The following is a 26,227-nucleotide window of genomic DNA, read 5'->3' as shown; positions in this document are numbered from 1 at the left end:
ATGCTATTAGTTTGTATTATTTTGCAATATCTCATCATAAACAGCCAGTCTTCTCTCCAACATTTCCTGAGGATTATAAAGTTCACGCAAACGCTTCAATGCTTGCGTCGCCAGCCTGACTTGCAATTTTTTATCCGCCTCCAAACGAATGACTGCTGCTGCAAAATCAGTTGCGCTATCAGCAATCAAACACTCTTCATTGTGACGTAGGTCAATTCCCTCAACTCCTTTTGTCGTAGTTACAAAAGAAGCCATAGAGGAAACCGCATCCAATATTTTCATCCTCATACCACTACCAATACGAATTGGCACCAGAACGATGCTTCCATTCAAGTATTCCCGCAAATCCTCCACATAACCCACTAACTCCATTTCCGGACATACTGCCTGAAGACTTTTCACGTAACGGCTCTTCCATGTCCCAATCACTTGAAAAACAAATTTAAAACCCTGAGCACGCAAACAAGGGGCTACTTCATGACAAAACCAATCTACTGCATCCTGGTTCGGGTAATGATTTTCACTTCCAACAAATGTCAGACGAACAGAGGCCGGCTTCACAATTCTGTCATAAACAGACTCTATCTGTACCACTGCCGGAGAAACATAAATATTGCATTCTTGTCCAACCAAGTCTGCCAACAATAAACGGTCAATATCCGTCAATGCAATTACATGCTTATATTGACGTAAAGCGGCTTTCTCCATATCCTTAGCAATACCATAGAGCATCTTGTCTTCATCTGTTACATGAGTAAGGCATTCCATTTCATTTTCATTACGTATATACCTCAGTTCATGATGCACAAACACTGTTTGTACATCTTTTGGCAATAGATACCCCAAGGTTATCAATGGATAGAACTCAACCTGAATAATATCAAATCCACGACGTGAGATGTCAGACACATACTCTACGTATGCCTTGGGAAAAGGTTTAAAACAAGAATTCTTCAACGTCATATTCTTATACGGATGCTCTTGCTGAAAAGAATACAGTTGCCGTTGCATCTTGCGGGAAATGGATTCAGACATCTTTTTTAACCAACGGTAATATCGGGGGCAACGAGTCTTAGGTTCTGCATCTTCTTCCCTAAAAAGATAGAAATCAACATTTGTCCATAAAGCCCTTAAACTTTCGACATCATTCATCTCCTTATTTCCCGGCGAAAGCAACAAAGACACAGACATTTTGTGCCGGATATATTCCACCATATTGAAAAAGGCCTGATTACCTCCAGCAGTCAACGGATAAGGCACACAAGGAAGTATAAAAAGAATTTTCTTCATTATCTCTTTCGATTTCTAAGTTTCAACTTACACATGCGGAATGCCACACTTAATGATACAGAAGGGCAAATATACCATAAACTACGACAAATACCCATAAGATCATGTAATTTATAACGATCTTGCAAACTGTAATGCAATATCGTATGGGCATATTTCTTTATCGCATGCTGTAGTTTTCTATCTTGAAGTCTGTCCGAGTAAAAAACTGAAACCCATTTTATAAATTGCCTTGTAGCTACTATCTTCTCTTCATCATAATTGAAGGAACAACTTATATTCTCGCCCATCACATTTCGCCAACAAACCGGCTTACCCGGCAAAGGAATCATTCCACCTGCATTTTCACCTATGCTTGTCCACGTTGCATCGTCTGAACACCACGCCAATGGAAACTTCACAAAACCGCCTATCCGTTCATATATATCACGAGTAAAAACATATTCACAAGCAGCCGAATAAATTCTTCCTTCCAATTTATCCAACAAAAACTGATAGCCCGAAACCGGATATTCCTGCAATGAAGGATTTTTATGTATTATCTTGCCATTTTCATCTATCACAGCAAGGGGAAAACGGAACATCCCATGCCTCGTACCATAGCATTCTAATGCTTTTATAATACGCTCTACCCCGTCCTGCGGCATCAAATCATCATCTGAAAAGAACCAAATAACCGGTTCTTTTGCAAGTGCTATACAACGGTCCCAATGCCCCGGCAAATCCACTCCACCCAGATTAGTATCAAAACGTCGATAGACAATATTCATTTTATCCGCATAATCAGAAACAATTTCCTTCAGATTCTGAGGACTTGCATCATCACCTATGTAAACAGTAAAACTCCGACAAGTCTGTACGACAATAGAATCCAAAGTCTGCCGGAGGAAGCGGCACTTATATGCCGGAATAACAATTGCTATCTTTTCTTCCATAGAAATCATCCCTCTACAACATTCTTTTTTATCACTTCCAGATAACGTTTTCCATAATGTAAATCCGGTTCCAGATAGTTCCCTTCAGCCCACTCATTCCATGATTTTACAAATGCAAGCCGATGGTCTAAAGGCTTATTCTCAATACGCTTTATTGCTTCTTTCATATGTCGGGCAAAATAAGAAGGTTCAGCGTGATTCAAGACCAACGATTTACCACGGGAACGTGGAGAATGATCCCAGTTAGGAATAATGGTAGGTATAATATTCTCTTCATATTCTTCATCACCCACAAAGAAAGAACTGGCCTTCTTATACTCCACAACCTTAGGAATACGAAATATTTTATGTTTCCATTTCGCATATTTATAAGTCAGAGCAGCTTTCTTCTCAAAGTCAAACAAGCGTACAACATTAATAGCATCAAACCCCATTTTCATAAGTCTCTCTTTTTCTTCTTTCAAATGATAGGTTTGTCCTATGAAATAAACCCCCTTCAAGCCATTCTGCACAGCTAAAGTACGCCAGAGTTCAATGAACTCTTTCATCTCCGGATGATCCAAAGGATGATAAACCATAAACAACGGTTTCTCATCCACTGTAATATAGCGATGGTCTTTAAAAGCAGGTAATACCTCGTGGAAATGAGCTATATAATCTTGTTCTCCCGGATAAAGCTGATTTATCAAAGTATCTTTGCTCTTTATGCCGTGATAAAAGCCCCTCCATGACTCATTAGCCCAAGCCAGACAAAAAGGAAAATCCGGTTCATCAGAAGACAATACTTCATTAAACGGACGCTCTAAGAGTCTCTTTCCATTTCCAAACCAATAATGCCAGTAACAAAAGCCTTCGATACCATATTCTTTTGCCATATCAGCTTGCGCTTTACGTGTTTCCGGCACTCGCAAATCATAATATCCCAAATCTGCCGGCACCTTAGGTTGATAATGTCCAGGAAACAATGGACGTGCCTTTCCTACATTAGTCCATTCCGTAAAACCTTTCATCCACCATCTGTCGTTTTCTGGTATTGGATGAAATTGAGGTAGATAAAAAGCTATAACCCTTGCTTTATTCATTATTGAGATTCAATTAAAGTTATAATGTTTGGAATTTATACCGTTTAGATTTGAAGAATGTCCTCACTAAACGGTAAATACATCTATAAACCTTTAGATGACAATACATCATACGGCGCTTAAATATATGCATAACACCCAATTGCGGCCACGACACATTATCAAACTCCTGCATTCTGGCTAATACATCATTGATAACATCATCTATCAAAGAAGATTGAGGAAGCATCATCAAATGGTCAATCAAATGAATTCCCCGTTCATGTACACAATAAGGAGCTTTATCCCATATTTCTTTTTCTCGCACAAATTTCACTTGTTCATAGACAGTTTGAAAGAGCAGATATTCCTTTTCGTAATTGTACAATTTACCTTGAGTAGTACTTCCTTCACGTTTCAAATAATGATATTTAGGACAGTCTTGCATAACGACTTTCTGCGTTTTATAAAATATCTGATAAGAAACTGCAATATCTTCAAAAACTCTATTTACCGGAAAATATATTCCAGCAAATAATTGACGCTTATACAACTTATCCCACATATAATTTCTTATACGCTTATCTTCTACCAATGTTCGGATAGCTTCTTCACGAGAAAAGCTGGAGAATTGCCCAGAAGAGTGCTTCACTCTGGTCTTTACGGCAGTTTCTATATAATGCGAGCAAATGGATATATCCGCCCCATTCTCTTTCAGTAAGTGATACAAGAATTCGTACATATCCGGTTCAATCCAGTCGTCGCTATCCACGAAACCAAGAAATTCACCTTGAGCTACCGCCAAACCTCTATTCCTAGCTGCACTCTGACCTGCATTTGCCTGATGGATAACCTTTATCCGTCCATCCCTTTGGGCAAATAAATCACAAAGCTCTCCCGAACCATCGGAAGAGCCGTCGTCAATCAATATTATTTCCAGATTCTTATAAGTCTGCCCGCAAATGGATTGCAGGCATTTCTCCAAGTAATTCTTTACATTATAGACCGGTACAATAATACTTATCAGAGGTAGTGTCTCAGTGTTCTCCATAAGCTATGACAATTACCACAACCGCAAAGTGGCCATCAACGGATAGCCCACCCGCCATCGCAATTTAAACTTACGTACCAGATTCCAAGGCTTGGTTCTGGTCTTACCTTGAAAATACCAGATGTAGTTGTTTACGGCATCCAGTACCCGTGAAGAGGACTCACCGTCCAGATGCGCCTCATGCTTGTGCACGTAGGCACGCATCCGCTCCATCAGTTCTGCCGGACGGGAAATGGCCTTTTCTATCGCTCCTTCTACAGCATCCGTCTCAGTGACATTCAGCAAATGATCCCCTGGCATGGTGTTACAATAGGTCACAACCGGTTTGTCCAACATCATCGCCTCAACAATCACAGACGAAGCATCGGACAACAATACATCCGCACTGTTCAGCAGCTTGGCATCAACAAGTCCACTCTCGTGGAAAGTAATATTGGGGCAGGAAGCGGCCAGTTCCTTGTATTTCTTGAGGACTTCCATATCCGAAAATTTCGGATGGAACGAAATAATCCAATCCCAGTTCTTCTCGCGCACCAGTCTCTTGATGGTATCAAACAGATGAGGAGCAGAAGTTATATTTTTGGTAAACGTAGAAGAGTACAAGACTACCGGACGTGCATTATGAGGAGTATGTGCACGTTCCTTCACGAAAGTATCCGCCTTGCACCAGCCAGTTTCATATACCTTAAAGAAGCCGTATTTCCTCTCAAGCTCCTTGAAGGGAAGAGTGCTCGTTTCTCCTTGTGTGCAATAGACATCGAACCATCCGCGAACAGAAAAATGGTCATCCTTTTCATCGCCACGCTTATTGATGGGGTAGCCATGGAAAAGGGAGACTTTCACTCCCGGGAAGAAATCATAAATATAATTGCCCGGTGCAAAAACAGCAATAGGCTGATAATCCATCACTTCCTGGACGGATTGAAGCCACCTCTCATCCTGGGCCAACAGAACCGGGCAGTCTGACTCGATAAACCATGCAACATCATCCCCTCTACGCCTGATTTCGTCCTGAAGCGGGCGAAGTATAGGATAGGAATAGGCTACCGAAACGAAAAATAAATAATGCTTCTTCATACACTCAAAATATCACGGCAACGACACAATCGTCACCTCATTTTACCAATAGAACAATAAAATTCAGCCCTTAGTTTGTAACAGTTTTGCTTTCTTTGCTTTAAACGTCTGCAAAGTAAATACAAGAATTCTGCATATACTGCATCAATCCAGAAAAAAAAATGACTTTTATCAACTTTTCTCCAAAAGTTGCTGTTTATGAAGCTTTTTCTTCTCTAAAATATCTATCTTTGCACCCCACTATTTTAAAAGTACTATTTTATGAGAAGAAATCTTTTTCATTGCTCCAACAGCCAACAAGGAGCAACAGATAAAGTGACTCTTTTATTCGGAATCACCATTTTTTTCAAATTCCTGCTATTCGATTTCATCTGGAGCATACCCACCACATTCGCTTCATTCTCTACCATCGAATTTTATGCGACCAAAATAATAGCCACCCTCGTACTTCTCGTCCCCTATAAGTTCTTCCGGTTCTGGAAAACAGAGATAGTCATCATGCTTTTGCTGGATATACTACTGATTGTCAACCTGATGTATTTCCGCACCTACTATACTGCCATTCCACTTAACAGCTATGGACTTTCTGGAAACCTAGCCGATTTCACCGGAAGCGTTTATGACTCTTTCCGCTGGTACGACATCTTCTTCCCTCTATCTACCATTGCCAGTATCCCCCTTTATTGGCATTACAAAAGAAATACCGCCGGAAGAACATCATACAAGTATTACGGAGGGGCTTTGGGAATCGGTATCCTGCTGTTTGCCATCACCACCCTGGCCAAAGGAGGATTCAAGGAAGCATACAACACCGTCCGCCAGAAAGCCTATCTGTGTGCAAGCACCACTTCCATGTATACCGTCTTCGGAAGCCTATGCTATGACCTCATCAACCAGAAGCAGGAGGCCACCCCACAGATACAGCAAGAGATAAAGGAGTGGCTGAGCCAGAAACCCGGACATCACCCTTTGGCCGGACGTATCGGAATCCGCAACAACTGCATCGTCATCCTGGCAGAATCTCTGGAAAGCTGGGTACTCGAAAGGGAAGTGGAAGGGCAAGAGATTACTCCATATCTCAACAAACTGCTGCAAGACTCCACCACCTTATACGCTCCCCACGTACTAACGCAAGTGAAAGGAGGGCGCTCCATTGATGCACAGCTGTTGCTTTGCGCCGGTATGCTGCCTATCAACAGCGGCACATACAGCAGCCAATATCCTGACCACACCTACGGAACCCTGCAGAAAGCCATGCATCAGCAGAAGAACTCGCGCAACTACCTCCTGACCATTGATAAAGTATCGACCTGGAACCAAGGCGTCATAGCCTACAGTTTCGGGACCGACACCATCATTGCTTATCATGACTTTGAACTGACAGAAGCCTTTGGCACGCACAAACGTACCGGAGACGGCTCCTTCCTGGCGCAATGCCGCCAAAAAATAGAGAAGGGGGAAATCTGGAAGAAGGGGGAGAATGTTTACATGCAGCTGGTGACCTACTCCGGCCATGCTCCCTTCAAATTGCCAGAAGAATTGAAAGAGATTCATTTCTCTCCGGCCATTCCACAGAAAATGAATGACTACATGACCACTGCACGCTATACGGACAAGGCGATAGGAAAATTCGTAGAGTACCTGAAAACACTCCCACAATACGACGAGACCCTTATCGTCATCACTGGTGACCACGAAGGACTGGCTACCTACCGTGAAGAATTGTGCAACGCCCCCGGTGGCAAGGGTATCGTATCCGACAAGACATTCACCCCTTTCATCATAGTAAACTCTCCGGTAGGCATGCGTTATGATAAAGTGATGGGACAAATCGATATGTACCCCACCCTGCTGAACCTGCTCCAACTGGATGATTACTACTGGAGCGGATTGGGCCAAAGCATCCTCGACCCATGCAAGAAAGGATTCGCCATCAGCCCCCAAATGGAGGTGGTAGGTGAAGAGCCCACCCCGGCAGAAGCCGAGTTCGCCCAAAAAGCATACGATATTTCCGACCAGATGATACATTTTGATTATCTTTGCTCAAAAGCGAAGATAAGCGGCACCTCAAAATAAAAAATGAACAAGTTCATTTTGTTCTGCTTTCGGTTTGCACTATCTTTGCACCGTTCAAAAGAAGTAAAATGTAAATAAAAACAATGAAGGTACATATTCATCCGCATTATGCCGCCTACGAGAGTTATATCCGAGCCATCCCATCGGAAGAATATGAACGGGAAGAGGTTTATTGTAACCGAAGAAACACAGTCGAAAGAGTGCGGTTCGGAGACAAGGACTTCGTAATCAAAAAATACAAAAGACCTGCCCTCATAAACTGTCTCATTTACACTTGGTTTCGCAAAAGCAAAGCGCAGCGCGCCTTTGAATATGCAGAACTTTTTCTGCAACGGGGAATAGAGACCGCCCCTCCGGTAGCTTATATAGAAATCAAAAAGAATGGTTTCTTCCACACCGGATACTTTATTTCCGAATACCTCCCCTACCCGCTTGTAACGGATATGTTCGGTATGGAAATGGAGGAAGAAGAGAAAAAACGGCTAAGACATGACCTCGTAGACTTCACTCTCCAATTACATCTGAACAAGGTCTTGCCACTAGACTATAATCCCAAGAATATATTTTACCGGAAGACAAACGGCAAATATCACTTCGCCCTCATTGACATCAACCGCCTGAAGCTCGGTAAAGTGCCCGGTATCAGAATGTCCATGAATGCCTTCAGCCAACTGGGTATTCCCGCCGATGACTTCATGAAAATAATACCTCTATATGCCGAGCAAAGAGGATTCGATATTGAAGAATGCATATTCTTCACTCTCTTCAGCAGACTGAAATGGAGAAAGCAAAGACAATTTAAAAATTTCGTCAAAAGCAAGCTTCATTTCTGAAATGTCGTATCTTTGTACCAACGAGATTAGAAAATTATGCAAGATTATATCACCCAGTCCATCCAAGAAGGTATCAGGCTCAAAGAAAATATCCTGAACAACCGGCAAATGCTTGCCGACATTGAAACTGTCGGCAATCTGATAGTACAAGCCCTTCGACAAGGGCACAAAGTCTTGCTTTGCGGTAACGGCGGCAGTGCAGCCGATGCCCAGCATATCGCTGCCGAACTCGTCGGACGTTTCGTGACCGAACGGGAAGGCCTGCCCGCCATCGCCATGACAACCGACACTTCCATCCTGACCGCAGTCAGCAATGATTATGGCTTCGACCGCGTCTTCGAACGGCAGACAGCAGCCTTGGGAACGAAAGGTGATATTCTGATAGGCCTTTCTACCAGCGGCAACTCTCCCAACGTGGAGCATGCCTTGCAGAAGGCACAATCTATGGGCATCACCACCATAGGACTCCTGGGAAGGGATGGAGGAAGGTGCAAGGAACTTTGCAATTACCCGTTGATTATACAGCACGCCGAATCTGCCAGGATTCAAGAAGTGCACATAATTATCGGACATATCTTGTGCGGCATCGTTGACAATAAACTGTTCTCCCATGAATAAAGCGATTTTCCTTGATCGGGACGGTACCATCAATGTTGATTTCGGCTACGTTTACAAGACCCAAGAGCTTGAATTATTGCCCGGTGTAGCCGAAGCACTCCGCATTTTTCAGGAATTGGGTTATCTGCTGATTGTCATCACGAACCAATCCGGTATTGGACGTGGCTACTTTACACTGGAGGACGCCGAACAGTTCAACCAGGCACTCGCCCAAGAGTTGGAAAAACATGGAGTTATACTGAACGATTTCTATACTTGCCCTCACGTTCCGGAAGAACATTGCGAATGCCGTAAGCCTTCTCCTTTCATGGTGACGGAAGCGATGAAGAAATATGAAATCGACCCATCCCAATCCTATATGTTCGGAGATAAGAAATCGGATACGGAATGCGGCGAAAGAAGTGGTGTCAAGTCCTTCCGGGTCACCTCTGAGCATTCACTTCTATATTGGGCCAACCAATTAAAAAACAACCTATTATGAATACAGAATTAAACAGTATAAAGGGAAAGAAGGTACTCGTTATCGGAGACGTGATGCTGGATACTTACCATATAGGGAACGTGAAAAGGATTTCTCCCGAAGCACCCGTACCAGTGGTCCGTGTCACCCGTACCTACAATGTATTGGGAGGAGCGGCCAATGTTGCAAGAAATCTGTTGGGACTGGGTTGCTCGCCGTATGTCGTCAGCCTGCTTGGCAACGACCACAACGGAAACACAATGCAGGAGATGTTCGCTGATTTGGGTATCAGAAACGAACTGTTTCATACAGAACACCCAACCATCACCAAAACCCGCGTAATAGGCAACAGCCAGCAAGTAGTACGGCTGGACTTTGAAACAGAAAATGAATGCCTGAACGAAGAGACTGAGCAGAAATTGCTGGATGCCGTGAAGCGTGCACTCCCCGAAGTGGACATTGTCGTGATTTCGGATTATGGCAAGGGAGTATGCAATGATACAGTATGCCAGCAGGTTATATCCGCCTCTGCCGGGCAAGGGAAGAAGGTCATTATAGACCCCAAAGGGACAAATTGGGAGAAATACCGTTCCGCAACCATCATCACCCCCAATCTGAAAGAACTTTCAGCCGTTTCGGGAATGGATGTGAGAAATGAGGATAAAGAAATACATAACGCGGCAAACCGGATACTGAAGGAGTATAACCTTACTTCTCTATTAGTGACACGTTCCGAAAAAGGTATGTCATATATAGCTCCGGAAGCCTCACAAGACATTCCTACCGAAGCAAGGGAAGTATATGACGTTTCAGGTGCAGGCGATACTGTCGTGGCAACTTTAGCAGCTGCGCTGGCAGCCGGTATCCCTATTGCAGATGCCATTTATCTTGCCAATAAAGCGGCCGGCATTGTAGTCGGGAAAATAGGCACCAGCCCCATTCTGTTCAAAGAGTTGCAGGACGAGCTACAAATCGGGAAACCGGCCAGCAAACTTATTCCTATTCCCCAACTTGCAGATACTATAAAACAACTGCGTGCGCAGGAGCGCAAAATCGTATTCACAAACGGCTGCTTCGACATTCTGCACAAAGGACACGTGTGCTATCTGGAAAAGGCCAAAAGACTGGGGGACGTACTTATCGTAGGATTGAATTCGGACAGCTCGGTAAAACGTCTGAAAGGGGAATCGCGCCCCATCAATGATGAAAACGCCCGCTCCACAGTCCTGGCAGCCTTGGAAGCAGTGGACTACGTAGTGATTTTTACGGAAGACACCCCTCTGAATCTCATCAAGACAGTTGCACCGGACGTGTTGGTAAAAGGTGGCGACTATGCCATAGAAAACATTGTAGGCAGGGAGTACGCCCAAGAAACAGTAACTATCCCTTTCGTAGACGGTTATTCCACTACAAAGACGATAGGCGCCATCAACCAAGAGAAGCAATAATCTTTTCAGCGACTTGTTGGGGGGTAATATCCACCATACACTTCTGATAAACAGCCAGCTTGCATTTACCCCGTCCGTCTTTGGTGCACGGACGGCAAGGCAGGGCTGTTTCGAGTATTTCCACCGTAGGTCCCGTAGGGAAACCGAAGGCTGTAGGCCCCATCAAGGCAAAAGCAGGAACACGGAACAAATCAGCGGCATGCATAAAACCCGTATCAGCGCTGATTACCAGATTGGAACGCAACACTATGTAAGAAGACTCCATCAATGAGGTTTGTCCCGCAAGGTTAACTACCCGTTCCGGTGCAGCACTTCTGATTTCCTCACAGAAAGTATCCTTCGGACCAGCCAGAATAACAAATCTAGACTCAGGAAGAAGGGCAACCAATTCTTTCCAATAGGAAACGGGCCAGCGTTTCATTTCCCAGTTGGCAGACGGCACCAGCGTAATCATATCTTTGGTTACAAAGTTCTCATACTTGCTACGTATTTGCATCGGGAAATGCCAGTCGTGATAGTTGTCCGGAAAATGCGTAATTCCCCATTTCTTCAATGGTTTCTGAAAAGACACCATCCCCCTGAAAGGCTTGTCGAAATGGTTGATTCCCAGTTTGAACAACAAAAAGCGTTTGCCTCTCTCTTTGCTCCGCAGAGCAACGTAAGGTTTCACAAAAGGCAATGGAGACACTATCAGCTTCAATATGTTGGAACGGATATTACTATGAGCGTCATAAATGTAGTCGAAATGCTCTTTTCTCAAATCAGCCGCCATTTTCAACAACCCGGCAAGTCCGGTCTCCTTGTCAAACGCCCAGATTTTATCAATCCTGCCATCCATCGACAAGGTCCCCACCATATCTTTCCGGGTAATCCAATGAATTTCCACATCTGCAAACCGTTCACGTATTCCACCGATAATTCCCATACACTGGATAATATCCCCTATCGAACTGAAACGGATAATTAAGAATTTGGTCATAACAAATTTATTAGAATTGCTGATTCGGCACAAAAGTAATAACTTAATTCAAGTTTCGCAAATAGCGATATAGGCTAATCATACAATATAGAACATCAGCCTACACAAAACACAAACATAAAAATTCAATCCAAGTCCAAACTATTGTCTACAAGAAATCTAGAGGTATTATATATCACTCATAAAACAGTATATTTCACACCAATATTGTTTTTGCATATTATAAAATATAAATGTTTTCAAGTAATTATAATCAAAAACTCCATTTATATAAATATCTTTGTACTTATTTTCTCAATTAGCAAAAGATGACAGCTATAAAATCTCAAAACAGATTATTTTCAATCGTTATACCTACATGGAATAACCTTACTTTCCTAAAACTATGCATACAAAGTATCCAAAGAAACTCTTACTACAATCACCAAATCATTGTACACGTAAACGATGGAAGTGACGGAACCTTAGAGTGGATAAAAAAAGCAGGTATTGATTACACACATTCTGAGCAGAATATCGGAGTATGTTTTGCTATGAATATGATGCGCACTAAAGTCAAAACTGATTATATTCTATTTTTGAATGATGATATGTATGTACTCCCTTTTTGGGACAAGGTTCTCTATGACGAAATAGAAAAACTGTCTGACAATTATTTCTTTCTTTCAGCTACATCAATACAACCACATACACAAAGCGCATCAACCATCTTAGCCAATTATGGAGACAGTATCGAAACTTTTCAAGAAGATAAATTACTGAAAGAATACATGAACTACAAAATAAACGACTGGATGGGAGCTACCATTCCTCCCAATATCGTACACCGGGACATTTGGGATTTAGTAGGCGGTTATAGTATAGAATACTCACCCGGAATGTACAGCGACCCAGATTTCACCGCAAAATTATATATGTGTGGAGTCAGATTCATGAAAGGGCTACAAGCCAGTCGCATCTATCATTTTGAAACAAAATCAACTACCCGCATACGCAAGAATTGTGGTCAAATGCAATTTCTATTAAAATGGGGCATGACTTCATCCACATTCCGCAAAGTTTTCACTTACAAAGGAAAAGATTTCAAATCCCAAAAGATAGGAACTTTCAAAACAGGAAATAGATTCAAAATAAGCCTAATACGCGGCCGCCTAAAAGCCATATTTTATTTATTAACCAAAGATTTCGGTCCCTTATGGAAATTTTGGAAAAAAACATTTGTCTAACATTTCCCTAAAAGAGCAAAATTATAAAATAGAATTGGAACTTTCTTGTGAAGAATAGGGCTTATCCAAATCCAAATAGTGGAAATTATGCTGTCTCTGCCCGCTTTGTTTCGGTATAACCATGTAGTCTCCATATTTTCGGGTCAGATAGGCGTCATAATCTTGTACTCCCCACACTGTTTCGCCCTCAAACGAAACGGGAGTCGGAGCTCCCAGCTCTGCCTTGGGCATAATACCGCGCATACCGTCGTCATAATCACAGACTAAAGAAGACTTGTCAAAGTCATAGGTGGTCATCACATTTCTGATACTCCTCTGTACGCCGGCAGTAGTAAAAAGTCTCCGGCACAGCAGCGGCAACCATGAGCCGGGACCTTTTCCATGTTTATAAGGGTCGCGGTAGATAAAATAGAGCACCCGCTTGTAAAATTCATACCGAGCAAAATGAATCCTCTGTTTCAGGTTGCTTTGCGGTACACCATCCAATGGAAATACGTCCAAGTAGATACCTCCCAAGTATTTCAAATGCATACGCTCGATAAGAGTCGTATCCGCATCTTGTATCTTGGCAAAAGGTAATGGATAATTCGGATCATTTTCTGCGCAGACAGCCTCATAAGGCTTGGGAAGCCATTCCTTGGAATGAGACATCAACAAATCATAATCAGCCCTCGGCATACCGATATCCAAATCATCGTCCCAAGGGATAAATCCCTTATGACGGACTGCACCAAGCATAGTACCGGCCATTATATAATAGCGCAAACCATGTTCTTTACAAACTTTATCCACAGCAAGCAATATCTTCAAAATACGAAGCTGCAAAGGACGTATATCATAATCTGCCATAAAAATCAGCCCATTAATTAATAAAGTTGTGAAGGAATCAACCGCTGTGCTTGTTCAAAGTCATTCACCGTATCAAGCTCCACAGAAAAATATTCGGTAGTGTCAAGCGCATAGAAAGAGTGTCCTTGCGGTATGAGACGCTCAAAAGCACGTTCATAGAAGATATTATCCAAACCTTCTTTGGTAATCATAACCTCCAATTCCCGGAAAAGCGCTTCTGTATAAGCGGCAGACATCTTCTCGATGCCAATAGACTCGCCAATAGCTCGGGATATGGAGCACGTCTTACTGATTTCCAACACCTTGCCATCATTGTCCGCTATTACCTTGATTTCCTCTTCCCCCAATGTATGATGGTTCAGAGCCAACGCATCCGCTTGACCATATCCAAGCAACTTGGCTACAACCTGCGGGTCAAAAAGGATATCGCTGTCCAGCAACAGAATGTCCTCTTTATCTACATAAGGCCGTGTAAGCCATAAAGAGTAGATATTATTGGTAGAAGCATATTTCTCATTATAGATAAACGTAACCTCCAATGCCGGATAATGAGCTTCCAGAAAATCCACAATCTGCTGCTGTCTATAACCGGTGACAATGACAAACTCCCGAAAGCCATTCTGCAGCAATGCATCAAAGGCTCTTTGCAGCAAACAACGCTCTCCAACTTTCAACAGACATTTTGGAGTGGTATCAGTCAACGGACGCAAACGCGAAGCTATCCCTGCAGCCAATATAACCGCTTTCATTGTAATGCAATTTTTTTAATGGTGTCAATGACAATACGGTTCTGTTCAGGGCGCCCCAAGGTAATACGCAAATGGGTATTGATGTCTGGTTCATTCATGAACTTCACCTTATAATCCTCGTCGGCAAAAGCTTTCTGTAAACGTTCTTTCAAGACAATCGGATATTTTATAAGGACAAAGTTCGCCACCGACTCATATACCTTGAAACCAGGCAACGTCCCTATCTCCGCTTCAAAGCAGGCACGACTCTCATTCATCAGCCGTGCTATATTCCGGTAATGCGCATCCGATTTCAGTGCGGCAATAGCAATATCCTCAGAGATACGGTTATAACCCAGATATTTGTTGCTGTATTTGCCAAAGCTGGCCAACTCCTTACTCATAAACCCAAAACCCATGCGCAATCCGGGCAATCCGTAGAACTTGGAAAGCGTGCGTGAAATAATCAGGTTGGGATATTTATCAACCAGCATTTTAATATAGTCCGTATCAGTAGATACGAAAGAGGCATAGGCTTCGTCCACCAAAACGATGGTTGTTACGGGCAACTCAGCCAACAAAGCGTCCAGTTCTGCAGGGGTCAGACCGTTACCGGTGGGATTATTGGGCGAAGCGATTAATAAGACCTTGGGATTCTCACGCTGTACCATCTCTTTCATAGCAGCGAAATCATATTTAAAGGTATTGCCATCCTCATACAACGGATATTGCAGCGTACGCCCGTTCACCTCGTCGGCTATGGATTTATAGTACCACCACGAGAATTTAGGAATGAGCATCGTCTTGTTCCCATCCTCTTGGGTCAGGAAATAGTGGACTGCTTGTTTCAATATATCTTCTCCACCATAACCCAATAGTACCTGCGGTTCATCAATTCCGTAAGATTCAGACAGATAAACAGACAGAATACTCTTCTTGCCTTCGTCGTAGATACGGGTATAGAAACAGAGTTTGTTTATATCAAAATTCTTTAGAGCCTCCACCACCTCTTGTGAAGGTGCGTAGTTAAACTCATTGCGGTCCAAATAATTCATATCTTAGGTTTCTTTTGTTAATACTTTCCGATAACACTCCATCGTCTCACGCGCCATCTGCTCCTCCGTGAAACGCTGTGCCCACTTCAATCCCTCCTCAATCATGGTGGCACGCAAAGAAGGCTCTTGTGTACGGGCAATCGCCGCTGCCAATCCCTCCACATCGTGGGGACTCACATACAATGAATGCTTCCCCCCCGCTTCTTCAAGGCAAGAGCCGGTTGCTGCAACCACCGGAATGCCGGAATGCAAAGCCTCAAGAATAGGGATACCAAAACCTTCGTAAACGGATGGGTATACAAAAGTCTCGGCCGACTGATAAATGGCAGGTAAATCGTCTGAAGGGATACCATGCAGAAAATGTACTCTGTCTTGCAATCCGGCTTTTGTAATAAACTCTTTCAGCTGATGGATATAGGCTGTGGGTCTCCCTACCAGAACAAAATGCAGTTCATCGGGCAGATACTCCAAAGCCTTCACAATGGCCAGCGCATTTTTACGCTCCTCAATGGTGCCCACCGACAAGATATAGCGTTCGGGCAACCGATAACTCCGCATCACCTCCTTGCGCTTATCCTTACCGACACGACAGGCATACAGAGAGCTACACCCTTGGTAAATAACGGAAATTTTATCCGCAGGAATTCCATAATAATGTATGATGTCACGCTTGGTACACTCACTCACGGCAATGATGTGGTCTGCATGCTTGCATGCATAGCGGCATTTGTAGTTATAAATCAAGCGGTCGACCAACGAAAAACAATGTGAAAGTCTCAGGAAAATAAGGTCGTGAACAGTCACCACACTCTTTACTTCCCGTACCCGATGGATGGTCAAGGGAAGTTCGTTACTCAGTCCGTGGAACAGCTGTATGTTGTCCTGTTTCAAAGTCCTGCGTATGCCTCCCACACGCCACAACGAAGTCATTCCTCTCCAGAGCCAATAAGACGGATAATGTACCGATACCGTTCCCCGGCTTTCAGCCACCATCGACGAGAGTTGCTGATTTTCACGGTGTACCGGAGCATACAACCAATACTCGTTTTCCGGAGCAAAGGCTGACAATGACTGCACCACATACCGGCTGTAATTGCCCAATCCCGTAAAATTCTGCACAGCCCGTTTTCCGTCGTATCCTATTCTCATCTCTAAAAAGTTTCAGCTGCAAATGTACAAGATAATCCTCATATAGCAGTCTATTTCGCTTTCCTTTTTTGACAAAAACACAAATTCACCTATAAAACATAAAATAAAGATGAGCAATCACTTGCTGTCTGATACAAAAACCAAGTACGGAGTCGGGCACATCCCCATTGCCCAATCCGTACTGGCTCATTGTTTTATCCTTCAAACACCTTATCTCCTTCCCGAAAACTACTTTATTCATCATCGGCCCACTGTTATGAACCAATTCAACCACACTAGTGAGCTGTTTAGTTCACTCAAGTGAACATCACGGCTCACTAACGTGGGCTGCTGAAGAATCCAAAAGTAAAACGAAAGAATGAAAAGGATGCAACAGAAGAAAGAAGGATGCGGAACGGAAGAAAACACGGGTGAGAGCAAAATTTACCCTCACCCTTTTCGATTGCTCTCACCCACCCCTGCAATGCCGATGAATAGGGAAGTTGAAGAAAAGAGTGAGAGCGGTGAGGGCAGAAATGCAAACTTAAAAACGGAAAGAGCCAAATTATTTTCCGGGCATTACTTAGCCACTTTGACGGATTAGTCGTATCTTCGCACGATGGAAAATCGTCGAAAAGAACAGCAGCATTATGAGAGTCATTGTTGACAACAAAATACCTTTCATTAAAGAAGCCATCGAAAAAATAGCCGACAGCGTGATTTATACTCCCGGCAGAGACTTCACTCCGGAGTTGGTAAAAGATGCCGATGCACTGATTATACGTACCCGCACCCGCTGCAACAAGGAATTGCTGGAAGGCAGTAAAGTCCGCTTCATTGCTACCGCCACCATAGGCTTCGACCATATAGATACGGAATATTGCCGTGAAGCAGGCATCGCTTGGACCAATGCCCCCGGATGCAATTCAGCATCCGTAGCTCAATACGTGCAATCAGCCTTACTATTATTGCAACAACTCAAAGGAGTACAACTGTCCGAATTGACATTAGGCATCATCGGCGTAGGCAATGTGGGTAGCAAAATAGCCCAAGTAGGGCAAGAACTAGGCATGCGTGTCCTGAAGAATGACCTGCCCCGGCAAGACAAGGAAGGAGAGAGCGATTTCAGTTCCTTGCAAGCACTCGCAGCAGAATGTGATATCCTCACCTTCCACGTACCTTTATATAAGGAAGGGCCATACAAAACATTCCATTTGGCAGACCATACTTTCTTCCGGTCATTAAAACGCTGTCCCGTCATTATCAATACCTCACGTGGAGAGGTGATTGAAACCAATGCGCTCCTGAATGCCTTAGAAGACGGACTGATTTCCGATGCCATCATTGATGTATGGGAGAATGAGCCTGATATCAATCTTACCTTATTAAATAGAGTGTTCCTTGGAACTCCCCATATAGCCGGTTATTCAGCCGACGGAAAAGCCAATGCCACCCGTATGTCCCTGGATGCCCTTTGCCGTTTCTTTCACATCAAAGCCGACTACCGCATCGCTCCCCCCCAACCCCGGAACCCGATTATTACCGCCGGCAGCCTGGCAGAAGCATATCTGCAAATGTATGACCCGAGAAGGGACAGCAAAGCACTGAAAACACATCCCGAACAATTTGAAAAATTGCGGGGAGACTACCCGCTACGAAGAGAAAAAGAAGCTTACACTTATATCCCAAAGTAGCACATACATTTAGAGATACAGCCCGATAATACAAAAGACGTCACTATATAAGCTCCTCATGCCTTTACTATCAATGCCGAATCAGAGGGAACTATAGGCAAAACATTACAATATCAATGCAAAAAATACAGTTAGGGAAATCACTCAGTGAAGGATTTATTTTTTATGCAATTTCAACTCTGACGATTGCCATACAGTTTCTGTTTTATCTGATTCACAGTCCCCGGCTCGCCATGATGGACGTGGGAGGCTGGATGTTTTATATAACGGCCGCTTGCTCACATGCCGCCTTGTGGGCACTTATTCCTTATATCATATCCTTAATCGTAGCCATTACCGTCCGGCGCCATCAAGCCGCCGCCATCACACACATTATTCTTGTATCATTACTCAATATACTTGCTTACATAGACGGCAGTGTGTACAGTCTTTACAAGTTCCATATCAATGGTTTTGTACTGAATCTCCTGGTTGGAGAGGGCAACAGTGAAATTTTCACATTCAGTTTCTGGCTTTATCTGAAGATTGCAGGAGTATTAGTGGGTATATTTGCCGCCAATACTCTGCTAAGAATACTTGCAGGCTATTGTTATACCCGCTTTCACCGCTGTGGCTTCCGTCCTGTACTTGCCACTCTGATTTTGTTTGCACTATTCTCTAACTTTTATCATGCCTATGCCGCCGTAGCGCAAAAGACTTCAGTGATTCGCAGCGCCCCCTGCCTGCCCTATTACTTCCCGCTTACGGCAACTCGCCTGATGATGAAGTTAGGAGTGGTCTCATCCAAGGATGTCATTAAAATGAACTTCAACAACAAAAAGCAGTCTGCTGACCTCAACTATCCGATAGATTCTTTGAAATACGAAGTCCATTCCAACCCCAAGAATATAGTGCTGATAGCCATAGACTCATGGAACTACCGCGCCTTTAACCAGGACATTACACCTCATATCAGCCACTTTGCCGACAGTTGCAGCAGATTCACCTCCCATCTAAGCAGCAGCAATGGCACACGTGGAAGTATCTTCGGGCTTTTCTTCAGTCTCTCATCCATCTACTGGACTGATTTTGAGGTGTCGGGCATACAGCCACTGCTCATAGAAGAACTATTGAAGCAGAATTATCAGATAGGTATTTATCCCAGTGCTACAATCATCAACCCGCCATTTGCCAAAATACTTTTCTCAAAGGTACCCGACTTGCGTACCCATACCGAAGGAAAAACCGTTTATGACCGCGACTGCCGTATTACAGCAGATTATCTGCAAGCACTCGATACGCTGGGCAGCGGCACAAAACCTTTCTTTTCCTTTCTCTTCTATGATTTGGCACACGGATATGAAGTGCCGAAGGACAAGCTTTATCGTTTCCAACCGTCCTGGGAGTTCGCCGACTATATGAAACTGAACAACGACATAGACCCTACTCCTTTCCTAAACCTCTACTACAACTGCGTGGCGGAAGCCGACTCACTGGTGGGATGCGTCCTCCACAAACTTGAGGAAAAGAAACAGCTGGACAATACCCTGGTCATCATTACCGGAGACCATGGACAAGAATTCAATGAGAATCATAAAAATTATTGGGGTCACGGCAGTAATTATTCACCGGTACAAACACATATCCCCTTCCTATTATATGAACCGGGAGAACAGCCACATACTTACCATCACCGTACCACGCACTATGATTTTGCACCAACCTTAATGAATAAAGTGCTGGGTGTAACCAATCCGCCTTCCGATTACAGTATGGGGCATTTAATAACCGATACTTGTCCACGGAACTGGCATATCATGGGTGACCATCTCAATTATGCCTTTATCGTAGAAAATCATACTATTCTAGAAAAACACCCTTCCGGATATATAGAGATCAGTGACAGTGCATTGAATCCCCTGGAAAACTACAAGATAGACAACCGCAAGCTGAACGAAGCCATCCTCTCCCTTAACCGATTCTATAAATAACTGGGAGAGAGACCTTCCACCAACTCCTCTATCACCTTCGGATAGTATTCATACTCCAGCCGGTGGATGCGTTGCGCCAGCTCCTCCGGCGTATCGCCTGGCAGTACGGGGCATTTCTGCTGACAGATAATTCCGCCTTCGTCATAATGCTCATTCGTATAATGGATGGTAATACCGCTTTCCTTTTCGCCGGAAGCAATCACTGCCTCGTGCACACGGTCGCCATACATCCCCTTTCCGCCGAACTTGGGCAGCAACGAAGGATGTATATTTATCATTTTATTGGGATAAGCATGCAGAATATTGTCCGGCACACGTGCCAGGAATCCTGCCAATACCACAAAATCAATATCATACTCTCGAAGCGTCGACAAAACAAGCTCTCCACTTTCCCAATCGCTCTTGGCAAACCAGACACAAGGCACTCCCAGCCCCTTGGCACGCTCTAAAACGAACGCATTCTGCCGGTTAGTCAAAACCAGAGCCACACGTGCCGAACCTTTTTCCCGGAAATAACGGATGATATTCTCGGCATTCGTACCACTTCCCGACGCTAAAACTGCGATATTTTTTCCCATAATCCCTCCAATCACTGCACAAAACCGTGAAAAATGTGCAAAAAGGTGCATTTAATTCATCAAATATTTGCGAGGAATGATAAATATTCATTCCTTTGCACCGCAAATTTAAAGAAATAAAACTAATTATTAATTAAAAACTTAAAGTTATGTCTGAAATTGCATCAAGAGTGAAAGCGATTATCGTCGATAAATTAGGCGTAGAAGAATCAGAAGTTACTAACGAAGCTAGCTTCACTAACGACCTGGGAGCTGATTCTCTTGACACTGTAGAACTTATCATGGAATTCGAAAAGGAATTCGGTATCTCTATTCCCGATGACCAGGCTGAAAAGATTGGTACTGTAGGTGATGCTGTATCTTACATCGAAGAACACGCTAAGTAATCTTATCCATTCGTTTATAACATGGAATTAAAAAGAGTTGTAGTAACAGGTCTCGGCGCCATTACTCCCATTGGCAACAGTGTTCCCGAATTCTGGGAAAATCTTGTGAATGGGGTTAGTGGAGCAGGACCTATTACTCATTTCGATGCATCGCTTTTCAAGACTCAGTTTGCATGCGAAGTAAAAGGCTTCGATGCTACCAAATATATGGACCGCAAAGAGGCCCGCAAGATGGACTTGTACACACAATATGCCATTGCAGTAGCCAAAGAAGCGGTAGGTGACTCTGGGCTTGACGTCGAAAATGAGGATTTAAACAGAATCGGTGTCATCTTCGGCGCCGGTATCGGTGGCATCCGTACATTCGAAGAAGAGGCGGGCAACTATGCCCTGACCGGTAAGGAAAACGGCCCCAAATTCAATCCGTTCTTCATCCCCAAGATGATTTCGGACATTGCTGCCGGACAAATTTCCATCATGTATGGTTTCCATGGTCCCAACTACGCAACTTGTTCTGCATGTGCCACTTCCACAAATGCCATTGCCGATGCGTTTAACCTCATCCGTCTGGGTAAGGCCAATGCTATCGTAACCGGTGGTTCGGAAGCTGCCATCGCCGCTTGCGGTGTAGGCGGTTTCAATGCCATGCATGCATTGTCAACCCGCAATGATTCTCCCGAAACTGCATCCCGTCCGTTCAGCGCAAGCCGTGACGGATTCATCATGGGTGAAGGTGGCGGTTGTCTCGTTCTAGAGGAACTGGAACACGCCAAGGCACGCGGTGCCAAAATCTATGCGGAAGTTGCCGGCGTAGGAATGTCTGCCGACGCTCATCACCTGACAGCCTCTCACCCCGAAGGTTTGGGAGCCAAGTTAGTGATGTTGAATGCGTTGGAAGATGCAGAAATGAAACCCGAAGAAGTAGATTATATCAATGTTCACGGTACATCTACTCCCGTAGGTGATATTTCGGAAGCAAAAGCAATCAAAGAGGTATTCGGACAGCATGCGTATGAGTTGAACATCAGTTCAACAAAATCCATGACCGGTCATTTGCTGGGCGCTGCCGGTGCGGTAGAATCCATTGCAAGCATCCTCGCCATCAAGAATGGCATTGTTCCTCCGACCATCAACCACGAAGAGGGTGATAACGACGAAAACATCGACTATGACCTGAACTTCACGTTCAACAAAGCACAAAAGCGCGAAGTGAACGTAGCTTTGTCCAATACTTTTGGATTCGGTGGTCATAATGCGTGTGTCATTTTCAAGAAATACGCAGAATAATAAGGTCGTGTTACGTAACCAAATAGATAAAATAAGGCTCTTGTTCCGCAAGGATAGAGAGTCTTATTTTTGTTTTTACAGAATTCTCGGCTTCTTTCCACGTGACATCAAGGTCTATCAGCAGGCTTTGCTGCATAAATCCATCTCCATGCGCTCCGAAAAAGGACGTCCCATCAACAACGAACGGCTGGAATTCTTGGGCGATGCTATCCTCGACGCCATTGTAGGAGATATTGTCTACCGCCATTTCGAAGGACGCCGCGAAGGTTTCCTCACCAACACCCGTTCCAAAATTGTACAGCGGGAAACACTCAACAAACTGGCCGTGGAAATCGGACTGGACAAACTGGTGAAATACTCCACCCGCTCCTCGTCCCACAACAGCTATATGTACGGCAATGCATTCGAAGCCTTCATTGGAGCCATTTATCTGGACCAGGGCTACGACCGCTGCAAGCAGTTCATGGAAGAGAAGATTTTCAAAAACTATATCGACCTCGACAAGATGTCTCGCAAAGAGGTCAACTTCAAGTCAAAACTCATCGAATGGAGCCAGAAGAACAAAATGGAAGTGTCATTCGAGCTTATCGAACAGTTTCTCGACGAAGAATACAATCCGATGTTCCACACCGAAGTCCGCATCGAAGGGATATCGGCAGGCACCGGCACCGGTTATTCCAAGAAGGAGTCGCAACAAAATGCGGCACAAATGGCATTGAAAAAAATTAAGGATGCCGCTTTCAAGGAGGAAGTCCAGGCAGCCAAAGAGCGAAACCATTCAACAGAAACCGCCACAGAAGATAATCCCATGGCAGAAGCTGTTGAAAAATCCTCACAAGAAAGATTAGCCGAAACAGATTCCCATCCGACGTCCTTGGACAACTAAGTCATTGTCTTCCGTCACCAGCTTTAACTTACCCGCAATCTCCTCCAGCGGTGCAGAAGCTATTTCATTTCCCTTTAAGGTAATCATCCGCCCGAACTGCCCGTTGGCAATCAATTCCGTGGCATGTCCGCCCATACGTGTGGAAAGATTACGGTCGAAAGGTGTGGGTGAGCCGCCACGCTGGATATATCCCAACACAGTCTCGCGGGTCTCAATACCCGTCTCATACTCTATCTCTTGAGCGATGTACTCGGCGGCACGCTTCCGCCCGTCCGTCTGTATGCCTTCGGCCACCACCACGATGGAGTAAGGCTTTCCTTTCTTCAGCCGATTCAGAATCGTCTCTCCGATACGGTGGATATTATAGGGAATCTCCGGAATCAGAATCACGTCACCACCGCCCGCCATACCGGAGTATAAGGCTATCCAACCTGCCTTGTGCCCCATCACCTCAATCACCATCACCCGTTTGTGCGAGCTGGCCGTGCTGTGCAGCCGGTCGATGGCATCCGTAGCAATACTGACGGCAGAATCGAATCCGAAGGAAAAATCGGTTCCCCAAATGTCATTGTCTATTGTTTTTGGCACGGATACGATGTTCAGCCCCATAGCGGAGAGTTTGGCGGCTGTCTTCTGCGTACCGTTTCCACCGATGCAGACCACACAATCAAGTCCCATCTCTTTGATATTCCGCACTATCAGTGCCGGTTTGTCCACGTCGGACATCACGCCGTTCTTCTTAAAGGGCTTCTCACGCGAAGTACCGAGCATCGTACCTCCCAAGTTCAGCAAACCGGATAAGGACTTTTCGGTAAACGACTCCACATCCTTGGTCAGCAGCCCCTGAAAACCGCTGTGAATGCCAATTACTTCCATTCCATAATGGTTGATAGCTGTTTTGCATACACCGCGAATGGTAGCGTTGATGCCAGGACAGTCGCCCCCTGAAGTCAAAATACCTATTCTCATGATATTTTTGTTTGAATTATTGTTCTATAGGTCCGTAAAGATAGAAAAAAAAGAGAAAAAAGATAGAGATGCCGATAAATAAGATTACTTTTGCGGTTTAAAATAAGATTTCACAAAGAACGATGAATATTACAAAGTTTCTGAATAAGGTATATTTTGCTCCCCGTCTGAAAGAAATCGAACAATACACCAGCCATGCAGGTGAATTGCAACAGCTTGTATTGCAGCGTCTCATCCGGACAGCGGCAAATACGGAATGGGGAAAGAAGTATGACTATACCTCTATCCGTACTTATGAAGATTTCAAGAAGCGCCTTCCCATACAAACTTACGAAGAAGTAAAGCCTTATGTAACCCGCCTGCGTGCCGGTGAGCAGAATCTGCTTTGGCCTTCGGAAATACGTTGGTTTGCCAAATCATCGGGTACCACCAACGACAAGAGCAAGTTCCTGCCCGTCAGCCGGGAGTCCTTGCACGACACGCATTACAAGGGAGGCCGGGATGCCGTTGCCATCTATCTGGGACAGAATCCCGAAAGTCGTTTCTTTTCCGGTAAAGGGCTTATCCTTGGAGGCAGCCACGCTCCCAACCTGAACACCAACCACAGTCTTGTAGGCGACCTCTCCGCCATCCTCATAGAAAATATCAACCCGCTGGTAAACTTTGTCCGCGTACCCAGCAAGCAGACGGCCCTAATGGAGCACTTCGAGCCCAAAATGGAGGCCATCGCCCGCGAAACCATCCATGCAAACGTCAGCAACCTTTCCGGTGTACCGTCCTGGATGCTTGTACTCATCAAACATATATTGGAAAAGACAGGAAAGCAGAGCCTTGAGGAGATATGGCCCAATCTGGAGGTGTTCTTCCACGGCGGCGTTGCCTTCACTCCTTACCGCGAGCAATACAAAGACGTGGTCCGCAGCAGCAAGATGCATTATGTAGAGACTTACAATGCATCCGAAGGCTACTTCGGAACTCAGAACGACCCTACCGATCCTGCCATGTTACTGATGATTGACTACGGTATATTTTACGAGTTCATCCCGCTGGAAGATGTAGGCAAGGAGAATCCGCGTACCTTCTGCCTCGAAGAGGTGGAACTGAACAAGAACTACGCCATGGTAATCTCCACTTCTGCCGGTTTATGGCGATATATGATTGGGGATACAGTGAAGTTTACATCGAAGAATCCCTATAAGTTCGTCATCACCGGACGTACCAAGCACTTTATCAACGCATTCGGCGAGGAGCTGATTGTGGACAATGCGGAAAGAGGACTTGCCAGAGCATGTGCCGAAACCGATGCACGGGTCATAGATTATTCTGCCGCCCCAGTCTTTATGGACCGGAATGCTAAATGCCGCCACCAGTGGCTGATAGAATTTGCACAAATGCCGGACAGCCTGGAGAAGTTCGCCAAAGTATTGGACGACACCCTGAAAGAGGTAAACTCCGACTATGAAGCTAAAAGACAGAATAACCTGGCACTGCAACCACTGGAAATCATCGTCGCCCGTCCCAACCTCTTCCACGATTGGCTGGATAGCAAGGGGAAACTCGGTGGACAACATAAAGTACCCCGACTCAGCAACACAAGGGAATACATAGAAGAAATGCTGAAGCTTAATAAATAACAAAATATA

The 26,227-nt window shown here is 44.4% G+C and carries 25 protein-coding genes; 13 read left to right on the top strand and 12 right to left on the bottom strand.

The features are described from left to right. Positions 1 to 6 precede the first annotated feature (6 nt). The 5 genes from JXR92_RS05100 to JXR92_RS05080 are packed head-to-tail and all read right to left on the bottom strand — an operon-like array spanning position 7 to position 5,414. Positions 7 to 1,290 carry a glycosyltransferase gene (locus JXR92_RS05100; protein WP_117964284.1) on the bottom strand — a complete coding sequence of 428 codons (1,284 nt, stop codon included), beginning with the start codon at positions 1,288 to 1,290 and terminating at the stop codon, positions 7 to 9. Next, positions 1,290 to 2,234 carry a glycosyltransferase family 2 protein gene (locus JXR92_RS05095; RefSeq protein WP_117599810.1) on the bottom strand — a complete coding sequence of 315 codons (945 nt, stop codon included), beginning with the start codon at positions 2,232 to 2,234 and terminating at the stop codon, positions 1,290 to 1,292. The genes JXR92_RS05100 and JXR92_RS05095 overlap by 1 nt, the downstream gene beginning before the upstream one ends. Next, positions 2,231 to 3,307 carry a glycosyltransferase WbsX family protein gene (locus JXR92_RS05090; RefSeq protein ID WP_005825939.1) on the bottom strand — a complete coding sequence of 359 codons (1,077 nt, stop codon included), beginning with the start codon at positions 3,305 to 3,307 and terminating at the stop codon, positions 2,231 to 2,233. Before JXR92_RS05090 ends, JXR92_RS05095 begins: the two co-directional genes overlap by 4 nt. Before the next feature lie 19 nt (positions 3,308 to 3,326). Continuing rightward, entirely contained in the window at positions 3,327 to 4,337 is a 1,011-nt protein-coding gene (locus tag JXR92_RS05085; protein WP_117599811.1) for a glycosyltransferase family 2 protein, read from the bottom strand. A gap of 12 nt (positions 4,338 to 4,349) precedes the next feature. After that, on the bottom strand, positions 4,350 to 5,414 hold the full coding sequence (locus JXR92_RS05080) for a CDP-glycerol glycerophosphotransferase family protein (RefSeq protein ID WP_117599812.1): 1,065 nt from the start codon (positions 5,412 to 5,414) through the stop codon (positions 4,350 to 4,352). A 261-nt stretch (positions 5,415 to 5,675) separates the two neighbouring features. Between JXR92_RS05080 and JXR92_RS05075 the strand changes: the two genes are divergently transcribed. From JXR92_RS05075 to hldE, 5 genes are all read left to right on the top strand, one after another. Next, positions 5,676 to 7,490: an LTA synthase family protein gene (locus JXR92_RS05075; RefSeq protein ID WP_117964287.1), complete on the top strand. Its 1,815-nt coding sequence runs from the start codon at positions 5,676 to 5,678 to the stop codon at positions 7,488 to 7,490. Positions 7,491 to 7,573: 83 nt separating this feature from the next. Continuing rightward, positions 7,574 to 8,323, top strand: a complete 750-nt coding sequence (locus JXR92_RS05070; RefSeq protein WP_117599814.1) for a lipopolysaccharide kinase InaA family protein — start codon at positions 7,574 to 7,576, stop codon at positions 8,321 to 8,323. 36 nt (positions 8,324 to 8,359) lie between these two features. After that, positions 8,360 to 8,941 (top strand): D-sedoheptulose 7-phosphate isomerase, encoded by a 582-nt coding sequence (gmhA, locus tag JXR92_RS05065; RefSeq protein ID WP_117599815.1) that lies wholly within the window; start codon positions 8,360 to 8,362, stop codon positions 8,939 to 8,941. Then, positions 8,934 to 9,422 (top strand): D-glycero-alpha-D-manno-heptose-1,7-bisphosphate 7-phosphatase, encoded by a 489-nt coding sequence (locus tag JXR92_RS05060; protein WP_061411034.1) that lies wholly within the window; start codon positions 8,934 to 8,936, stop codon positions 9,420 to 9,422. Before gmhA ends, JXR92_RS05060 begins: the two co-directional genes overlap by 8 nt. Further along, positions 9,419 to 10,849, top strand: a complete 1,431-nt coding sequence (gene hldE / locus JXR92_RS05055) for a bifunctional D-glycero-beta-D-manno-heptose-7-phosphate kinase/D-glycero-beta-D-manno-heptose 1-phosphate adenylyltransferase HldE (protein WP_022401855.1) — start codon at positions 9,419 to 9,421, stop codon at positions 10,847 to 10,849. The genes JXR92_RS05060 and hldE overlap by 4 nt, the downstream gene beginning before the upstream one ends. Here hldE and JXR92_RS05050 read toward each other — a convergent pair. Continuing rightward, positions 10,830 to 11,828 (bottom strand): glycosyltransferase family 9 protein, encoded by a 999-nt coding sequence (locus JXR92_RS05050; protein ID WP_117599816.1) that lies wholly within the window; start codon positions 11,826 to 11,828, stop codon positions 10,830 to 10,832. The two genes, hldE and JXR92_RS05050, sit on opposite strands and share 20 nt — an antisense overlap. Positions 11,829 to 12,136: 308 nt before the next feature. Here JXR92_RS05050 and JXR92_RS05045 point away from each other — a divergent pair, with 308 nt between their 5' ends. After that, positions 12,137 to 13,054, top strand: a complete 918-nt coding sequence (locus JXR92_RS05045; protein WP_117599817.1) for a glycosyltransferase family 2 protein — start codon at positions 12,137 to 12,139, stop codon at positions 13,052 to 13,054. Between the two features lie 21 nt (positions 13,055 to 13,075). Here the strand turns inward: JXR92_RS05045 and JXR92_RS05040 are convergent, their stop codons facing one another. Genes JXR92_RS05040 through JXR92_RS05025 form a run of 4 tightly spaced genes read right to left on the bottom strand, consistent with a single transcriptional unit; the run spans position 13,076 to position 16,835 of the window. Beyond that, positions 13,076 to 13,903, bottom strand: a complete 828-nt coding sequence (locus JXR92_RS05040) for a LicD family protein (protein ID WP_005833794.1) — start codon at positions 13,901 to 13,903, stop codon at positions 13,076 to 13,078. Between the two features lie 17 nt (positions 13,904 to 13,920). Beyond that, on the bottom strand, positions 13,921 to 14,652 hold the full coding sequence (locus JXR92_RS05035) for a phosphocholine cytidylyltransferase family protein (protein WP_117599818.1): 732 nt from the start codon (positions 14,650 to 14,652) through the stop codon (positions 13,921 to 13,923). Continuing rightward, positions 14,649 to 15,686, bottom strand: coding sequence for a pyridoxal phosphate-dependent aminotransferase (locus tag JXR92_RS05030; RefSeq protein ID WP_118696379.1), 1,038 nt, complete (start codon positions 15,684 to 15,686; stop codon positions 14,649 to 14,651). Before JXR92_RS05030 ends, JXR92_RS05035 begins: the two co-directional genes overlap by 4 nt. Before the next feature lie 3 nt (positions 15,687 to 15,689). After that, positions 15,690 to 16,835 (bottom strand): glycosyltransferase family 4 protein, encoded by a 1,146-nt coding sequence (locus JXR92_RS05025; protein WP_138345163.1) that lies wholly within the window; start codon positions 16,833 to 16,835, stop codon positions 15,690 to 15,692. 367 nt (positions 16,836 to 17,202) lie between these two features. On the opposite strand from JXR92_RS05025, the gene JXR92_RS05020 reads away from it, so the two are divergent. The 3 genes from JXR92_RS05020 to JXR92_RS05010 all read left to right on the top strand — a co-directional run bounded on the left by JXR92_RS05020 (position 17,203) and on the right by JXR92_RS05010 (position 20,478). After that, complete coding sequence (locus JXR92_RS05020) at positions 17,203 to 17,418, top strand: hypothetical protein (protein ID WP_117866436.1); 216 nt, start codon at positions 17,203 to 17,205, stop codon at positions 17,416 to 17,418. 46 nt (positions 17,419 to 17,464) lie between these two features. Next, positions 17,465 to 18,508, top strand: coding sequence for a 4-phosphoerythronate dehydrogenase PdxB (gene pdxB / locus JXR92_RS05015; protein ID WP_138345165.1), 1,044 nt, complete (start codon positions 17,465 to 17,467; stop codon positions 18,506 to 18,508). 116 nt (positions 18,509 to 18,624) lie between these two features. Beyond that, positions 18,625 to 20,478 carry a sulfatase-like hydrolase/transferase gene (locus JXR92_RS05010; RefSeq protein ID WP_138345167.1) on the top strand — a complete coding sequence of 618 codons (1,854 nt, stop codon included), beginning with the start codon at positions 18,625 to 18,627 and terminating at the stop codon, positions 20,476 to 20,478. On the opposite strand, the gene purN is transcribed toward JXR92_RS05010, so the two are convergent. Next, entirely contained in the window at positions 20,469 to 21,056 is a 588-nt protein-coding gene (gene purN, locus JXR92_RS05005; protein WP_138345169.1) for a phosphoribosylglycinamide formyltransferase, read from the bottom strand. The two genes, JXR92_RS05010 and purN, sit on opposite strands and share 10 nt — an antisense overlap. A 149-nt stretch (positions 21,057 to 21,205) precedes the next feature. Here purN and JXR92_RS05000 point away from each other — a divergent pair, with 149 nt between their 5' ends. The 3 genes from JXR92_RS05000 to rnc are packed head-to-tail and all read left to right on the top strand — an operon-like array spanning position 21,206 to position 23,615. Continuing rightward, entirely contained in the window at positions 21,206 to 21,442 is a 237-nt protein-coding gene (locus JXR92_RS05000; protein ID WP_004291965.1) for an acyl carrier protein, read from the top strand. Positions 21,443 to 21,463: 21 nt separating this feature from the next. Further along, positions 21,464 to 22,729 (top strand): beta-ketoacyl-ACP synthase II, encoded by a 1,266-nt coding sequence (gene fabF, locus JXR92_RS04995; RefSeq protein ID WP_117599822.1) that lies wholly within the window; start codon positions 21,464 to 21,466, stop codon positions 22,727 to 22,729. A 7-nt stretch (positions 22,730 to 22,736) separates the two neighbouring features. Next, complete coding sequence (rnc, locus tag JXR92_RS04990; RefSeq protein WP_226791290.1) at positions 22,737 to 23,615, top strand: ribonuclease III; 879 nt, start codon at positions 22,737 to 22,739, stop codon at positions 23,613 to 23,615. On the opposite strand, the gene JXR92_RS04985 is transcribed toward rnc, so the two are convergent. Continuing rightward, positions 23,574 to 24,584, bottom strand: coding sequence for an ATP-dependent 6-phosphofructokinase (locus JXR92_RS04985; protein ID WP_035447667.1), 1,011 nt, complete (start codon positions 24,582 to 24,584; stop codon positions 23,574 to 23,576). The two genes, rnc and JXR92_RS04985, sit on opposite strands and share 42 nt — an antisense overlap. A 122-nt stretch (positions 24,585 to 24,706) precedes the next feature. Between JXR92_RS04985 and JXR92_RS04980 the strand changes: the two genes are divergently transcribed. Further along, entirely contained in the window at positions 24,707 to 26,218 is a 1,512-nt protein-coding gene (locus tag JXR92_RS04980) for a GH3 auxin-responsive promoter family protein (RefSeq protein WP_117599824.1), read from the top strand. The last annotated feature ends 9 nt before the right edge of the window (positions 26,219 to 26,227 follow it).

The sequence above is a fragment of the Bacteroides parvus genome (assembly GCF_017309675.2).
Lineage (GTDB): Bacteria > Bacteroidota > Bacteroidia > Bacteroidales > Bacteroidaceae > Bacteroides > Bacteroides uniformis.
This window is presented reverse-complemented; position numbering and strand designations above follow the sequence as displayed.

Coding starts and splice junctions, on each gene's coding strand:
- JXR92_RS05035 (WP_117599818.1), bottom strand. CDS start 14,652: ATGAAAGCGGTTATATTGGCTGCAGGGATAGCTTCGCGTTTGCGTCCG.
- gmhA (WP_117599815.1), top strand. CDS start 8,360: ATGCAAGATTATATCACCCAGTCCATCCAAGAAGGTATCAGGCTCAAA.
- hldE (WP_022401855.1), top strand. CDS start 9,419: ATGAATACAGAATTAAACAGTATAAAGGGAAAGAAGGTACTCGTTATC.
- fabF (WP_117599822.1), top strand. CDS start 21,464: ATGGAATTAAAAAGAGTTGTAGTAACAGGTCTCGGCGCCATTACTCCC.
- JXR92_RS05100 (WP_117964284.1), bottom strand. CDS start 1,290: ATGAAGAAAATTCTTTTTATACTTCCTTGTGTGCCTTATCCGTTGACT.
- JXR92_RS05040 (WP_005833794.1), bottom strand. CDS start 13,903: ATGGCAGATTATGATATACGTCCTTTGCAGCTTCGTATTTTGAAGATA.
- JXR92_RS05095 (WP_117599810.1), bottom strand. CDS start 2,234: ATGATTTCTATGGAAGAAAAGATAGCAATTGTTATTCCGGCATATAAG.
- JXR92_RS05010 (WP_138345167.1), top strand. CDS start 18,625: ATGCAAAAAATACAGTTAGGGAAATCACTCAGTGAAGGATTTATTTTT.
- JXR92_RS05090 (WP_005825939.1), bottom strand. CDS start 3,307: ATGAATAAAGCAAGGGTTATAGCTTTTTATCTACCTCAATTTCATCCA.
- JXR92_RS05060 (WP_061411034.1), top strand. CDS start 8,934: ATGAATAAAGCGATTTTCCTTGATCGGGACGGTACCATCAATGTTGAT.
- JXR92_RS05080 (WP_117599812.1), bottom strand. CDS start 5,414: ATGAAGAAGCATTATTTATTTTTCGTTTCGGTAGCCTATTCCTATCCT.
- JXR92_RS05075 (WP_117964287.1), top strand. CDS start 5,676: ATGAGAAGAAATCTTTTTCATTGCTCCAACAGCCAACAAGGAGCAACA.
- JXR92_RS05030 (WP_118696379.1), bottom strand. CDS start 15,686: ATGAATTATTTGGACCGCAATGAGTTTAACTACGCACCTTCACAAGAG.
- JXR92_RS05025 (WP_138345163.1), bottom strand. CDS start 16,835: ATGAGAATAGGATACGACGGAAAACGGGCTGTGCAGAATTTTACGGGA.
- JXR92_RS05000 (WP_004291965.1), top strand. CDS start 21,206: ATGTCTGAAATTGCATCAAGAGTGAAAGCGATTATCGTCGATAAATTA.
- JXR92_RS05050 (WP_117599816.1), bottom strand. CDS start 11,828: ATGACCAAATTCTTAATTATCCGTTTCAGTTCGATAGGGGATATTATC.
- purN (WP_138345169.1), bottom strand. CDS start 21,056: ATGGGAAAAAATATCGCAGTTTTAGCGTCGGGAAGTGGTACGAATGCC.
- pdxB (WP_138345165.1), top strand. CDS start 17,465: ATGAGAGTCATTGTTGACAACAAAATACCTTTCATTAAAGAAGCCATC.
- JXR92_RS04980 (WP_117599824.1), top strand. CDS start 24,707: ATGAATATTACAAAGTTTCTGAATAAGGTATATTTTGCTCCCCGTCTG.
- JXR92_RS05045 (WP_117599817.1), top strand. CDS start 12,137: ATGACAGCTATAAAATCTCAAAACAGATTATTTTCAATCGTTATACCT.
- JXR92_RS04985 (WP_035447667.1), bottom strand. CDS start 24,584: ATGAGAATAGGTATTTTGACTTCAGGGGGCGACTGTCCTGGCATCAAC.
- JXR92_RS05085 (WP_117599811.1), bottom strand. CDS start 4,337: ATGGAGAACACTGAGACACTACCTCTGATAAGTATTATTGTACCGGTC.
- JXR92_RS05020 (WP_117866436.1), top strand. CDS start 17,203: ATGCAACAGAAGAAAGAAGGATGCGGAACGGAAGAAAACACGGGTGAG.
- JXR92_RS05070 (WP_117599814.1), top strand. CDS start 7,574: ATGAAGGTACATATTCATCCGCATTATGCCGCCTACGAGAGTTATATC.